The sequence below is a fragment of the Candidatus Vicinibacter proximus genome (assembly GCA_016713905.1).
Taxonomy (GTDB): Bacteria; Bacteroidota; Bacteroidia; order Chitinophagales; family Saprospiraceae; genus Vicinibacter; species Vicinibacter proximus.
The window spans coordinates 1,877,829-1,892,256 of the sequence record JADJOE010000003.1; the positions used below are offsets into that span (position 1 = coordinate 1,877,829).

At 40.8% G+C, this 14,428-nt stretch carries 11 protein-coding genes and 1 pseudogene; 4 read left to right on the plus strand and 8 right to left on the minus strand.

Features of this window, described 5'->3' with window-relative positions:
- Nucleotides 1–71: 71 nt before the first annotated feature.
- Nucleotides 72–683, plus strand: coding sequence for a NifU family protein (locus IPJ83_16035; protein ID MBK7882047.1), 612 nt, complete (start codon nt 72–74; stop codon nt 681–683).
- 34 nt (nt 684–717) lie between these two features.
- On the opposite strand, the gene IPJ83_16040 is transcribed toward IPJ83_16035, so the two are convergent.
- From IPJ83_16040 to IPJ83_16050, 3 genes are all read right to left on the minus strand, one after another.
- Nucleotides 718–1,770: a 2-oxoacid:ferredoxin oxidoreductase subunit beta gene (locus IPJ83_16040; protein MBK7882048.1), complete on the minus strand. Its 1,053-nt coding sequence runs from the start codon at nt 1,768–1,770 to the stop codon at nt 718–720.
- Between the two features lie 96 nt (nt 1,771–1,866).
- A complete protein-coding gene (locus IPJ83_16045) occupies nt 1,867–3,681 on the minus strand; it encodes a 2-oxoacid:acceptor oxidoreductase subunit alpha (GenBank protein MBK7882049.1) in 1,815 nt (604 codons plus the stop codon).
- Nucleotides 3,681–5,450 carry an FAD-dependent oxidoreductase gene (locus IPJ83_16050; protein ID MBK7882050.1) on the minus strand — a complete coding sequence of 590 codons (1,770 nt, stop codon included), beginning with the start codon at nt 5,448–5,450 and terminating at the stop codon, nt 3,681–3,683. The genes IPJ83_16045 and IPJ83_16050 overlap by 1 nt, the downstream gene beginning before the upstream one ends.
- A 291-nt stretch (nt 5,451–5,741) precedes the next feature.
- Here IPJ83_16050 and IPJ83_16055 point away from each other — a divergent pair, with 291 nt between their 5' ends.
- Nucleotides 5,742–6,308 (plus strand): Crp/Fnr family transcriptional regulator, encoded by a 567-nt coding sequence (locus tag IPJ83_16055; protein ID MBK7882051.1) that lies wholly within the window; start codon nt 5,742–5,744, stop codon nt 6,306–6,308.
- Between the two features lie 56 nt (nt 6,309–6,364).
- Nucleotides 6,365–7,228, plus strand: coding sequence for an alpha/beta fold hydrolase (locus IPJ83_16060; protein MBK7882052.1), 864 nt, complete (start codon nt 6,365–6,367; stop codon nt 7,226–7,228).
- Between the two features lie 116 nt (nt 7,229–7,344).
- Here IPJ83_16060 and IPJ83_16065 read toward each other — a convergent pair whose 3' ends face one another.
- The 3 genes from IPJ83_16065 to recG all read right to left on the minus strand — a co-directional run bounded on the left by IPJ83_16065 (nt 7,345) and on the right by recG (nt 11,177).
- Nucleotides 7,345–8,295, minus strand: a complete 951-nt coding sequence (locus IPJ83_16065; GenBank protein ID MBK7882053.1) for a 3-phosphoglycerate dehydrogenase — start codon at nt 8,293–8,295, stop codon at nt 7,345–7,347.
- A gap of 62 nt (nt 8,296–8,357) precedes the next feature.
- A complete protein-coding gene (locus IPJ83_16070) occupies nt 8,358–8,828 on the minus strand; it encodes an ankyrin repeat domain-containing protein (protein MBK7882054.1) in 471 nt (156 codons plus the stop codon).
- 237 nt (nt 8,829–9,065) lie between these two features.
- On the minus strand, nt 9,066–11,177 hold the full coding sequence (gene recG, locus IPJ83_16075; protein MBK7882055.1) for an ATP-dependent DNA helicase RecG: 2,112 nt from the start codon (nt 11,175–11,177) through the stop codon (nt 9,066–9,068).
- A gap of 129 nt (nt 11,178–11,306) precedes the next feature.
- Between recG and rbfA the strand changes: the two genes are divergently transcribed.
- On the plus strand, nt 11,307–11,675 hold the full coding sequence (gene rbfA, locus IPJ83_16080) for a 30S ribosome-binding factor RbfA (protein ID MBK7882056.1): 369 nt from the start codon (nt 11,307–11,309) through the stop codon (nt 11,673–11,675).
- A 413-nt stretch (nt 11,676–12,088) separates the two neighbouring features.
- On the opposite strand, the gene IPJ83_16085 is transcribed toward rbfA, so the two are convergent.
- The gene (locus tag IPJ83_16085; protein ID MBK7882057.1) at nt 12,089–13,633 is read right to left on the minus strand and encodes a hypothetical protein; all 1,545 of its coding nucleotides are present in this window, start codon (nt 13,631–13,633) and stop codon (nt 12,089–12,091) included.
- Nucleotides 13,623–14,175 (minus strand): annotated as a pseudogene (locus tag IPJ83_16090) (RNA polymerase sigma factor). The gene IPJ83_16085 and the pseudogene IPJ83_16090 overlap by 11 nt, the downstream one beginning before the upstream one ends.
- Nucleotides 14,176–14,428 lie beyond the last annotated feature (253 nt).

Here is a 14,428-nt window from a genome sequence, read left to right on the forward strand (position 1 = left end):
GGCCAAACCAAATTCAGCTCATAGTTTGAACAAAATGTCTTCATATTTGTCTTTAGGTCTAAAGGCTAATTATGGAAAATACCACAGCAAAACCGGCAATCATGCTATACACGGAGCAGACACCAAATCCTGAATCTTTAAAATTTGTTTGCAACAGGATCCTTTATAAGGGGATTGCTGAATTCAGGGACAGGGAAGTTGCCAAAGAATGGTCTCCGATGGCCGATGCGTTGTATACCTTAGACTTTGTAAAAGCGGTTTATATTTCCAATAATTTTGTCACCATTACCAAGAATCCGGATTTCGACTGGCATGAAATCATGGTATCGACCAAAGAATTCATCAAGAAGATTATTGAATCAGAAGCCGAACTTGTAAAGGAGGGATTTGCAGAATATCAGCAAGCAGCACACGATGCCGGTGACACCCAGGATTACAGTGCAGAAGACCAGGACATCGTTAAAAAAATAAAGGAAATTATCGAACATTACGTAAAACCTGCTGTCGAAATGGATGGTGGAAATATTGAATTCAAATCTTACAATGCCGGAGTAGTGACAGTAATGATGCAGGGTTCGTGCAGTGGATGTCCTTCTTCAACCGTTACTTTAAAATCAGGTATTGAGGGATTGATGAAGCGAATGCTGCCAATGGTAAAAGAAGTGGTAGCAGAAGCGCATTAATTTATTACTTGTATTTACCCGAGAGGAACTCTTCCTAACGATAGCTGGAATTTATTTTAGACAGTATGGCATTTCCCGGACATAAATCTTCTTTATTCAATTGATTCAATGGTCGATCAGAGGTATTTAGCAACGTATGCAGATCCTTACTGGTTTGGTCTATATAGATAAGCCCGGTCAGAATTTCATTTTTCAATTTTGCATCGTAGATCTTTTTGTATGCAGATAATTTATCTGTAGGATCCCAGCTTTTGTCCAGTTTGTTAAGGCCAATAAAACTTTCGTCGTGCAGTTGGATATATTGCACACTACCGTCTGGTTGTGCGTGGGTGATTTCATCCCGCTCCGGCACCAAATCAAGGGAAGCAGTTGCTTCCATATGTTCCCGTGTGTAGTCATAAGATTTGGTACTTCCTGCGTTGTTGTTAAAAGTAACACATGGAGAGATCACATCAATCAAGGCGAAACCGGGATGTTTCAATCCAGCTTTGATCAAGGGAACCAATTGGCTTTTGTCCCCGGAAAAACTACGTGCGACAAAAGTTGCCCCCAATTCCAAACCCAATCCAACAAGATCAATGGATTGAAACTGATTTTCAGCACCGGATTTATTCACCGAACCAGCATCTGCGGTAGCCGAATCCTGGCCTTTGGTTAATCCATAGCAACCATTGTTCATGACGATGTACAGGATATTCAGATTTCTTCTGATGGCATGAACAAACTGGCCCATTCCAATGGATGCAGAGTCTCCATCCCCGGATACACCAAGATAAATGAGCTCTTTATTGGCCATAACCGCACCTGTAGCCACAGAAGGCATACGACCATGTACGGAATTGAATCCATGGGAATTACCTAAAAAGTAGGTAGGGGTTTTTGAGGAACAACCGATCCCGGATAATTTTGCCAGTCTGTGCGGCTCAATGGCAGACTCATAACAAGCCTGAATGATGGCACCGGATATGGAATCATGACCACATCCTGCACACAGTGTAGATATAGCTCCCTCATATTCTTTTCTAGCATATCCAATCTCATTTAAAGGAAGATCCGGATGTCTGAAATTTGGTTTTGCGTAAGTCATTTTTTATTTTAAAATCTACCGTTTTTTAAAAGTTGATTTTTGTCAAATCATTCCTTGTTTATCATTTCCCCATTAACTAATTAGCTAATTAACTCATTAGCTAATTAACTCATTAACCAATTGCTCTTTTATCTTTCCATAAATAAACTTCGCAGTAATCGGCATTCCATTAAATTGCAGTACTTTCTTTAATTTCTTTGGGTGGACATCCCCTTCCATGATGAGCATTGATCGCATTTGTGCATCACGGTTTTGTTCGATGACAAATACCTCTTCATGTCGCTCAATAAAATCCATCAAATCCTGGTGAAATGGAAAAGATTTTATGCGGACTGCATTCATTCTGATTCCATCTTCCTGCAAAAGGTCAAGAGTTTCGATGGCAGAATAAGATGAAGTGCCAAAAAACAAAATTGCTTTTTTGTTTGCAGGATCGTTTCGTACAATTTCAGGTGCCGGAACTTCTTGTTTGATAGTCTCCCATTTTTTAAGTAGGCGATTCATATTTCTGGCATAGACATCGCCATCTTCGGTATATCGGGCGTATTCATCTCTTGAGGAACCTCTTGTAAAGAACGAGCCTTTGGTGGGGTGTGTTCCGGGAATGGTTCTGTATGGAATGCCATCGTTGTCCACATCCAGATACCTGCCAAAAGTCTTGATTTGTTCAAGCTCTTCTGCGTTCAGGACTTTTCCGCGATCATATGCCTTGTGGTCATCCCAATGAAAAGGATCACACAGATGGTCGTTCATACCCAGATCAAGGTCGGTCATGATAATGACCGTTGTTTGAAATCGTTCTGCCATATCAAAACTCATGACCGTCATGTCAAAACACTCTGTGGGCGTAGATGGGAACAGCAGGATGTGTTTTGTATCTCCATGGGATGCATAAGCAGAAGAAAGCAAATCCGATTGTTGGGTTCTGGTAGGCATACCTGTAGATGGGCCGGATCTTTGTACATCGACCAGCACAGCAGGAATTTCTGCAAAATAAGAGAGTCCAAGAAATTCAGACATGAGCGACACTCCCGGTCCACTGGTAGCTGTAAATGCTCTGGAACCATTCCAATTAGCACCCAAGACCATTCCTATCGCAGCCAATTCATCTTCGGCCTGTATGATTGCAAATTTTTTCTTTCCGGTTCCTTCTTCGATCCTGTATTTATTGCACCATTTTTCAAATGCATTCATCACACTGGTTGATGGCGTAATAGGATACCAGGAACCCACTGTAGCACCTGCATACATTGCTGCAAGTCCACAGGCATTATTACCATCCACCAGAATTTTATCTTTATTCAAGTCTCTGGATTCCAAACGTAAAGGAAGTGGGCAATTAAAATGTTCCCGGGCATAATCCACACCCAAATGGAGCGCCTGAAGATTTCCCGGAATCAGTTTTTCTTTTTTGGCGAACTGATCCTTTATCAATTGTTCAATCACGCCAAGGTCCATATCCAACAAAGCTGCCAAAGCACCCACGTAGACGACATTCTTCATCAGAAGATGTTGTCTTGGATCGTTGAAATGGTCTACACATAATTTCATCATCGGGATGCCGATGTAGTGTATGTCCTCCCGAATAAATTGCTCACGCAGTGCTTTGGTAGAATCATACATCAGATAACCACCTTCCTTAACATTCGCAACATCCTGTGCCATGCTTTGGGCATTCACTGCAACCATAATGTCTATTCCTTCTTTTCTACCCAGGTATCCTTGCTCACTCACTCTTACCTCATACCAGGTTGGTAATCCCTGGATGTTGGAAGGAAAAATATTTTTTGGGGTAACCGGAATGCCCATCCTGAAGATGGCTTTGGCAAACATATTATTTGAACTTGCAGAGCCAGTACCATTTACATTGGCAAAACGGACCACCAGATCATTCACTTTTGGTGCGTTCATCATAGTTGACATGCTTTAGGAGCGTGATATAAATATTTCTGCATATCCCATGCAGAAGTTGGACATCGTTCTGCACAAAGTCCACAATGCAAACAAACATCTTCATCTTTTACCATCACCCTCATGGTAGGTAAAATATTGGAAACATATAGATCCTGATTGAGATCAAGTGAAGGTGCATTCAGTCTTGTTCTAAGATCTTCCTCTTCTCCATTTTCAACAAAACTGATACAAGCTGTGGGACAAATGTCCACACATGCATCACATTCGATGCACTTACTTTCGGTAAAAATGGTCTGAACGTCGCAATTGAGACAGCGTTGAGCTTCTTTGAATGCCAGTTGCACATCAAATCCTAGTTCGACTTCCATCAATCTGTCCTTAAGAGCTTTTGTCTTGTCTGCGTGAGGAACTTTAAATCTAAGGTCGTCAGCCGTCTGATTGTCATAGGACCACTCGTGAATTCCCATCTTTTGTCTGATCAGATTGGTCATTGGAGAAGGCCTTTCTGTAAGAGATTTTTGTTCGCAATACAAATCGATGGAGATTGCTGCCTGATGTCCATGTGCAACCGCAGTGATTACATTCTTGGGTCCAAAAGCCGCATCTCCCCCGAAGAAAACTTTGGTTAATGTAGATTGAAAGGTAAGGGTATCCACCACTGGAAGGCCCCATTTATCAAAAGCTATTCCTAAATCTCTTTCAATCCAAGGAAAGCTATTCTCCTGACCAATGGCTAAAAGCACATCGTCCGCTTCCATGAACACAATCTCTCCGGTATTTACCAATTGCCTTTTTCCATTCTCGTACTTGGCTTCCACCACCTCAAATTCCATCCCTTTTAATTTGCCGTTTTCGACAACAAATGCTTTCGGGGAATGTAAATTGTAAAATGGAATATCCTCATGCTGTGCATCTTCAATTTCCCATGGAGAGGCTTTCATTTCCCCAAACGGGCTTCGTACTACCACACGTACATCTTCTCCACCCAATCTTCTGGAAGTACGGCAACAATCCATTGCAGTGTTTCCACCGCCAATGACCAGTACTTTCCTTCCAATCTTCTTGGTATGCTCAAAAGCTACGCTGGCCAGCCAATCAATGCCTATGTGAATATTTTCGGCTGCTTCCTGGCGTCCAGGCAAATCCGGTAAATCTTTTCCACGTGGTGCTCCGGTCCCCACAAATACTGCATCATAATCATCCCTCAGCACTTCCTTCAAACTGGAAACGTAGGTATTAAACTGGGTGTGAATGCCCATGTTGAGAATGTAATTCACTTCTTCGTTGAGGACCTCTTCAGGAAGTCTGAAAGACGGAATTTGGCTTCTCATAAATCCTCCACCGGCAGGTTGTTCGTCGTATAGATGTATTTCATAACCCAAGGGAGCAAGATCTCTGGCCACGGTCAAGGATGCAGGACCCCCTCCGATGAGCGCTATTTTTTTACCATTGGGAGCCGTTGGGCCGGGAATCAGGCTGGTTACGTCATCCTTGAAGTCAGCGGCTACTCTTTTAAGCCTGCAGATAGCTACCGGCTCTTCTTCAATTCGCCCCCGACGACAGGCAGGCTCACATGGGCGGTCGCAAGTTCTGCCCAAGACACCGGGAAAAACATTAGACACCCAATTGATCATGTATGCATCGGTATATCGGCCTGCGGCGATGAGTCGGATGTATTCGGGTACCGGCGTATGAGCAGGGCAGGCATATTGGCAATCCACTACTTTGTGGAAATACTCCGGATCATGAATATTGGTAGGATTCAAATTACATATTTTACCCCGCAAAAATATATGTTTTATCCTTACTGACCTAAGAATAGAAGACCAATATGTACATTTGATTGAGTTGGTTTGGCCTTAAGCTGATTTTTATCAATTTTTGGGTTTGAAATAAAATGTAGATTCTCATTCGGGGCTAAAAAGAAAGCTTCGGAAATAAACCACGCTTTGTTCTCATTTAATTGAAAATACAGAGTATAAAGAAATTTCGATATTGTTGATGCAGCAACCTTCCTTGTCAATCGTGTATTTGAAATTATTCAATACTTTTGAACCATGAATCTCTATGAATTTTTTTGTCTTTTTCATCCAATAACTCAGGATGAATTTCAAATCATGGAAGACCAATTTGTTTACATTCATTCCAAAAAAGGAACTTTTCTCACACGGAGTGGAGAAATTCAAAAAAATCTCTATTTCGTGCAATCCGGATATCAGATGTCTTATTTTGAGACAGAAGAAAAATCTACCGTCATGGCCTTTACCTATGCTCCCGGACTTTGTGCCATACCGGATTCATTTTTCAATGAGACCCCTGCGCGTTATGACTTATGTTGTCTGACGGACAGTGAGTTTAGCGTGATCAGTCGAGATAAACTTGAAAAAATTTTTGATCGTTCACAAAACATTGAGCGATTGTTTAGAAAAATGACTGAACAAATACTTTGCGGATTAATTGAGCGTCACCTGGAGCGCAATACTTTAAATATGGAGGAACGATTTCTGAAATTTTGTAAGAGAAGTCCTCACCTGCTTAATGTCATCCCGCATAAATATTTAGCATCCTACTTAGGCATTGACCCCACCAACTTCAGCAAATTATTCAACAGTGTCAAGATCTAAACTTGGTATAAACCAAGATGCATTCCATTTCTTATGCAGAATTTTGCAAAAAAAAGATGCAGCCCAATTGGTTAAATAAGAATGAATACCCATTTGACGAAAAATATTTCAATGTAAATGGTCAACAAATGCATTACGTAGATGAAGGAGAAGGAGTCCCTGTTGTATTTGTTCATGGCACTCCATCCTGGAGTTTTGATTTTCGAAATCAAATCAAGTTTCTCTCCAAAAACTATCGCTGCATTGCACCGGACCACATTGGATTTGGACTATCAAGCAAACCACCAAACTACCATTATGAAACAATCCATCATGCAGACACGCTGGGTGCATTTATACAACATCTAAATCCAGGACCATTTCATTTGGTGGTGCATGATTTTGGAGGACCTATTGGATTGAACTTCGCAATCAACCATCCTGAATGGATTAAATCAGTAACAGTTTTGAACTCCTGGTTGTGGAACAGTGAGAAGGATCCTGACTTCCAACGTTTTTCCAAAATATTAAAAAGTCCATTGCTCCCTTTTTTATACAAGTATTTAAATTTTTCACCCTCATATTTACTGCCAAATTCTTTTGGGGATAAAAAGTTATCCAGTGCATTGCATGGGCAATATACCGGTCCATTTAAAAAATGGAGTGAACGAAAAGGCCCGTTGGCTTTTGCTCATTCTTTGTTGAATGACCAAAAATGGTTTGATGAATTATGGACTCGTGCAGGCCAAATTTCCGGTTTACCTTCGTTGTTTATCTGGGGTATGAAGGATCCATTCATTAAACCAAGTTATCTTGAAAAATTTCTACAAAAATTTAAGCATGCAGAAGTTGTCAAGCTACCAGCTTGTGGTCACTTTCCGCAAGAGGAAGAAGCAGAAAAAGTGAGTCAAACCATGTTTGACTTTTATTCCAAATTATAAGATACCCCATCAGTTGACTTCAAAAAAAATCGCAGCAAACACTTTATGAATATACATTTAGAATTCAAAATTTATCTGTAGAATTCTAAGCTAAAAAAGTGGCTGAAAAATTAATCCTAATTATTGGAGTGGAACAATGCATTTATTTTGTCCACCAATTCGCCTGCAATTCTTTCTTGTGCTTCCAAAGTTGAGGCGCCAATATGAGCGCTGGTGCAAATTTTCGGATGATGGATCAATGCTTCTTTAATATGAGGTTCATTTTGAAACACATCCAGGCCCGCAGCGGAAACTATTCCTGAATCCAATGCATGGAGCAAGGCTTCTTCGTCGATATTTTCACCTCTGGAAGTGTTGACTACGAAACATCCCTTCTTCATGATTGCAAATTCATCCTTTCCAAGCAGAGCTGATCCGGTAAAAGGTGCATGTAAACTTACGTAATCAGCCAGAGGTAAACCCACTTCCCGTGTGACCATCTGAAGTTGGATTTCAACTTCCTGAGTTCCCAATTTAATTTTTAAAATTGCCTTTTCGACATATGGATCATTAACGATCACAGTCATTCCCATTGCGGTGGCCATCTTAGCCAACTCAGATCCAATTCTTCCAAAACCTAAGAGCAACAATGTTTTTCCTTGTAGTTCAGAGCAAGAGGACCATTTCTTTTTCAATGCAGAAAATTGATCTCCTCCTGAAAATTGTCTGTTTGAATCCTGCAATCCCCTGGTAATGGAAAGCAAATGAGCCATGGCTAGTTCGGCGACTGAGCGCGAGGAAGCAGCCGGTGTATTTATTACTGCAATTCCTTTTTCTCTTGCATGACTCACATCAATGTTGTCCATGCCCACTCCACCACGTGCGATAAATTTCAATCCAGGACAAATATCTATAAGTTCCTTACGGACTTTTGTCGCTGAGCGTACGATGATGCCCTGGTAATCCTGTAATTTTTGAGATAATTCCTCCTGTGGGATTTTTTGAGTATCTACTTCAAAGCCGAGCGATTTCAAAGCGTTGACCCCACTCTCTTCCATTCCATCATTGATCAGTATTTTCCAGCTCATGGTGTAAAATTAAAAAAGGAACCCAAATCTGGATTCCTTTTCGTTTGCGTATATTTTAAAAACTATTTTTTATTTCTCTTGGCTTTTGCCTGATCTACTACTTTTTGCATTGCTTGTTCCAGGGCAATTGCGATATCTGTATGCCCGGCCTGCACTGCAAAATCTCTTGCCGTCTTGCCTTCTTTACTTTCGTTCATCACATTAGCACCTGCTGCGAGAATTAAATCCACACATTCTTTATTACCGCCTTTAGCAGCATACATCAATGCATCCTGTCCGTCGACAAGGGTTTTGGCAGAAGCGCCTTTCTTAAGCAGTACGCTGACCATTTCTGCATCTGCTCTCACTGCAGCGTAAGACAATGGAGTCAGTCTCTGGCCTTCGCTTACAAAGGCAGCATTAACGTCCACATCAGATTTCTGAACGGTACGGATATCCTTCTTTTCTATGGCAGTCTGATAATTATTCTGTGCGGCAAGAAAAGAAACGGAAACAAAAACGGCTAAGCAAGAAAAAAGTAATTTTGACAACATGATTTTTATATTTTTTGATAAAAAGTCTGACCTACTGAGATAAGACCCCACAATATTAAGAAATGCTGCTTATTGTAACTACTCTTTAGGTTTTTTTCTTTTTGGAAACTGGTGTTGCACCCATCGAGGCTGATAAAATTTCACCAAATTATATTTTGTAAATTGAAAATAAATAATTCAACTTAAAAATATAAACTCAATAATAATATAATTTCAAAATAAGGTATTGAAAATTATTTAACTGATTTTGTTCCAGCTCAAACCATCTTCTTCAGTGCTCAACAGTTTTCTCAACAATTGATTGGCCGGATGAGATAATAATGGGTCTCTTTCCAGAACAGCTTCGGCCAGTTTCCTCGCCGCAATGAGAATATGGTTGTCCCTTACCACATCTGACACTTTCAGCTCCACCAGTCCGCTTTGTCTGGTACCACTCAGGTCCCCGGGGCCTCTTAGCCGCAGATCTTCTTCAGCAATCTTGAATCCGTCATTAGTTTGACACATAATGTCCATGCGGGCTTTGGATTCTACCCCCAACCGGTCTGCCGTCATCAGGATGCAATAGGATTGTTCCGCTCCACGCCCTACCCTACCTCTGAGCTGGTGCAATTGAGACAATCCAAAACGCTCTGCATTTTCGATGACCATTACGCTGGCATTTGGCACATTTACCCCTACTTCGATCACGGTAGTAGCGACCATGATGTGAGATCTGCCTTCAGCAAATCTGCGCATTTCCATATCCTTGTCTGCGGGCTTAAGTTTGCCGTGGACGACACTGATCCGGTACTGAGGCAAAGGGAAGAAAGTCAGGAGTTTTTCATATCCCATCTGAAGATTTTCAAGATCCACCTTTTCAGATTCTTCAATGAGGGGATACACAATGTAAATCTGACGCCCTTTTGCAATTTCTTCCCGCATGAATCTGATCAGCTCACTTCGGTGAATGTCCTTAATCTGCCTGGTGTAAATCTCCTTACGGTTTGGTGGCAGTTCGTCTATCACTGAAACTTCCAGGTCCCCATAGATGGTCATGGCCAAAGTTCGGGGAATGGGGGTCGCGGTCATGACCAGAATATGGGGCGGTAGGTCTTTGGATTTGGCCCATAGTTTGGATCGTTGCGCCACACCAAACCGATGTTGTTCATCGATGACCACCAACCCAAGATTATTAAATTTTACCTTGTCCTCTATTAAGGCGTGGGTTCCAATGGCAAAGGCAATTTGGCCGGATTCCAGTCCTTCCAGGGCTTCTCGCCTGTCCTTGCCTTTAACGGTGGAAGTCAGCAGACAAATTCTTATAGACAAGCCATCCAGCAGGTCTTTGAAAGATTTAAAGTGCTGGTTGGCCAATACTTCAGTGGGCGCCATGATGCAAGCCTGAAATCCATTCCCTGCGGCGATCAGCATGATCATTAATGCAACAATGGTTTTACCGCTTCCTACATCCCCTTGCAGTAACCGATTCATTTGTTTTCCGGACTTGAGATCGTGGTGGATTTCACGGATGACACGTTTTTGGGCTTCTGTTAATTGAAAAGGCAATTTTTCCTGATAAAACTGATCAAAAAGTTCACCCAATAATTGAAATTTAAATCCACCTCCCACCAGGTGACGCTGGATTTTGGCCGAGATGATTTTGAGTTGAAAACTGAGGAGCTCTTCAAATCTGAATCGCTCCTGTGCTTTTCTGATTTGGTCCTGATGAGTGGGAAAATGAATCAGTCGAAGACTTTCCTGCCTTCCCAAAAGTTTGAATTTGGTGCGAACGTATTCAGGAAGATTTTCTTCAACGGCTTGAAGGTCAAATGATGCAAAAGCCGACTCTACAATTCTTTTGATGCCCTTACTGTCCAGGCCGGCAGCAGCCAATGCTTCTCCACTGGAATAGACCGGTTCGAAGCGAGCAGCATTAGGCTTGATCTGGGTGGGGTCATATTCCTCAAACTCGGGATGAGAAATACTAAAACCATAGGCTGATTTCTGTACTTTGCCATAAATCTGGTAAGTCTTTCCGGCTAAAAAATGATCCTCCACCCATTTTTGTGACCTGAACCAAACCAATTCAAGAGTTCCGGTAGCATCTTTGACAGCAGCCACCAAGGGTTTACCTCTTCCCTGACCACGATCCCCCATTCGCACCGCCTGAACCCTCAATTGAACCCATTGTCCGTCGAATTCAATGTCTTTGATCTGGTGTATCTGAGTTTTATCAATATAGCGGAATGGGAAATAGAAAAGCAGGCCTTGTACATCCTGAATGTTTAGCTGTTTGCGCAGGAGTGCGCCCCTTTGAGGGCCTACCCCTTTCAGATATTCAATCGCACTGTCGGGTTTAAGAAAACTCATTTTATTTCTGCGTGCAAAATAAGCTTAAGCCTCAGACAAATTACAAATTTCGGGCATGAATTTGATTATTCCCTACCTTTACGCATCCAATAACAATACCCTTTAGAGAAATTCGTTAAATCCGTTATCATGGAAACCATAAGACAAAAACAGGTTGCTGAGTTGATTCGAAGGAATTTCAGTATGGTACTTTCTTCTGAGGGAAAGTACATTTATGAAGACGCTATGGTTACGGTTACCGGTGTTAAGATGAGTCCGGACATGAGTCTTGCTAAAATTTATGTATCCATATACAATTATGAGAACAAACAGGAGGTGATCCTGATGATGGAAGAGCACTATGCACGTTTAAAACAGGCGATGCATCAAAGGTTGAAGAAACAGCTTCGATTGATGCCTGAGTTTCGTTTTTACCTGGATGAAACGCTGGACGAAGTATATCGTCTGGAGGCACTGTTTAAGAAACTCCATGAAGAAAAGCAATTCGGAGAGGAGTAGGATTAATTGCTACGGTGATTTATAAAATTAGTTACATTTAGTAATCTGCTTTATTCTTATACATCATTTCAAAATGAAATTTTTTCCAAGAAAGGATTGGTATGGAATTAAAGGCTTTTACCTTAAAAAAAATAACTTACACTGCCATGCCCTTAACTTATATTTCAATTTTCGATTCATATCCATGTTGAAAAATTGAAGGAGTAGTCATTATCCAGGCATTGTCAACAGAACTTTGTGTAATGATTAAAATCTGAAAATTCTATCAAGAAAAATGAATTACTTAGAAAAAAAATGATCCCCATAATTGGGGATCACACATACTACCCTAAATTTAGAAAAATGATTAGTTAGTTCTTCAAACAAGTCTTTGAAAATTGACTTGAGATATTTCTTTGTTGTTCATCCAGAAATTATAAACGTTTAAGTATTCCAAAACTCCACAACAACTGATTGTATTTGTCGGCGTTTGGACCGAATCCATTTTGGTTCAGCATTCTTTTAAACTGGACATTTGTAAATACATTCATGTCCGGTCTTAAAGCATAGGTTAATCTCGAACCCAAAATTAAATTAGCAAATGAATTGTCACTAAAACTATCATCCTGGGTAAGTCCATGAATGTAAGATTTGTTATCCAGCAAAGATTCTTTTGGAATATTTGAGATGCCCTGGGTTGAATTTTTATCGGCAGTTTCTTTTACAAAATCAAAACGGGTATCCACACAAGCTGTAATGGACATTCCTCCCGAAGAACTCAGTTCCCAAGGTCCTGACTTCATCCACTTAAGATGGATGAGTACCGGAAGATCGATGAGTGAATAATTAGCCTGAACAAATCGCTTTTGGAAGTAGCCTGTTACCAGATTTCCATAAATATTTTTGATACCCGGTTTGTTGCTTAGAAATGCATAAGTGACTCCTGTTTCCAGCAGCCACCTTTGATGATCGAAGAGGACTGATAATCCTCCGACATAAGCCGAGCCAATCGAATTCCTGGATGCCAGGTTCAAATGGACATCTTTGGGTGTCGCAATAAAATTTATGCCTCCTCCTGCTGATCCCTGAATCCAATAAGTGGTGGATAGATCTTTCGAGGTTTTTATCATTTTCGGGATCTCAACGCTGAGTGGTAAGCTAAGGAATGAAATACCTGCTGGATTTAATTTTTCCGGCAAGAGATCGAGCTGGATACCTTCCCGTGGAATTATGTTTTCCTTCGGTTCAGCGTCTGGGGATTCTATTGGTGTATTAGAATTATGATCTTGCAGCGGTCGTGCTTCTGTTTCTACTTCTGTTGCAGGCTTTGATTTGGAAGATTCTTCCATGTTGCCGGTTGAAGAAAGTGGAACGGAATTTTTGGTTTCCAAACTTGTTTTTACGTTTGCAGGGTTAGAATTTGTTTTTGCCAAATCCATCGTTTTGGTGTCCCCATTTGCGGACATTTTTTTCTTAGGAAGGCTGCTTGTTTTTCCGTTGAATGATTTGGTAATTTTAGAAATGGAATTCTTCTCCGCGACAGAATTATTGCCTGATTCTTTTACTGCAATACTTGCGGATTGATTTGAAAGTAAAGATTCCAAATTTGATGGAGCATCGGAATTCAACGCAATTTTATTTTTATCCGAACGGTAATTGATCACTTCCGGAACAACAATTCCATTGACAGTCCAAATAAGAAGTAAAATGATGACCGCTTCCAACACCCTGGTGGTAAGAATTCTACGTCGTCGTTCCCTGAAAATGATTTGTTTCTGATGGTAGGCTTGCCATTCAGCACCCGGAATGTGTTTCTCTGCAGCCTTTAATTTTTCACGTATGGATTGATCAAAATTTTGATTGGCTTTATCGGCCTCCTGCAACCGGCTTTTCATTGCAGACCAATCAGGTTTTACATCTTTTGGTGTGTATTGATTTAAACTTTCTTTGATCCACTGATCAAACTGGTTATTTTCCATGGTCCACATTTAAGAGTTCTCTAAGTTTTTGCCTTGCTTTGACCAGGTTTGATCGTGATGTACTTTCTGTGATGCCAAGGATGTCCGATATTTCTTTATGTGAATAACCTTCGATGATGTAGAGGTTAAACACGGATCTGTAGGTAAGAGATAGTTTTTGTACGGCCTTCATTACTTCCTCCAGGGTGAGTGCATCAATTGGACTGGAAGAACCATGGTTCATGTGTTGTGCTTCATCCAGATCGGCTGTTTGACGCCTGCTTTTAGATCTGTAATAATCTATGCTGGTATTCACCACAATGCGTCTCATCCAGGCAGTCAGTGAAGTATTCGGTTCATAAGAACCTATGTTGGTGAAGATCTTGAAAAACCCATCGTGCAATATGTCGAGTGCATCGTCCTGATTGGCAGCATATCGCATACAGACGACCAGCAAATTTCTGTAGTTGTCTTCATAGATTTTTTGCTGAGCCCTCTTCCTTTCTGATACAGGCTTGTATCAGTTCGGATTCAGAAGATAATATGCTTAGGCTAATGTCCATAAAGTATGGCTAAAATAATTTAACAGGATAACGCAGGATGTAAACATTTCGCTGCCTAAGGTAACACAAATAGAGTGTTAAATATTTTCATCCTCAAGGAAATTAATCCTTCAAAAGAATTTTGAGGGTAGGTTAAATCCACTTTTAACAGTGCTGAATTCAATTTTGAACAATTATTCAAACATATTGAGAACCAGTTGCAAGAATTTATGTTTGGTAAATGAGATTATTATTAGATTTTGGTTGACAGGGA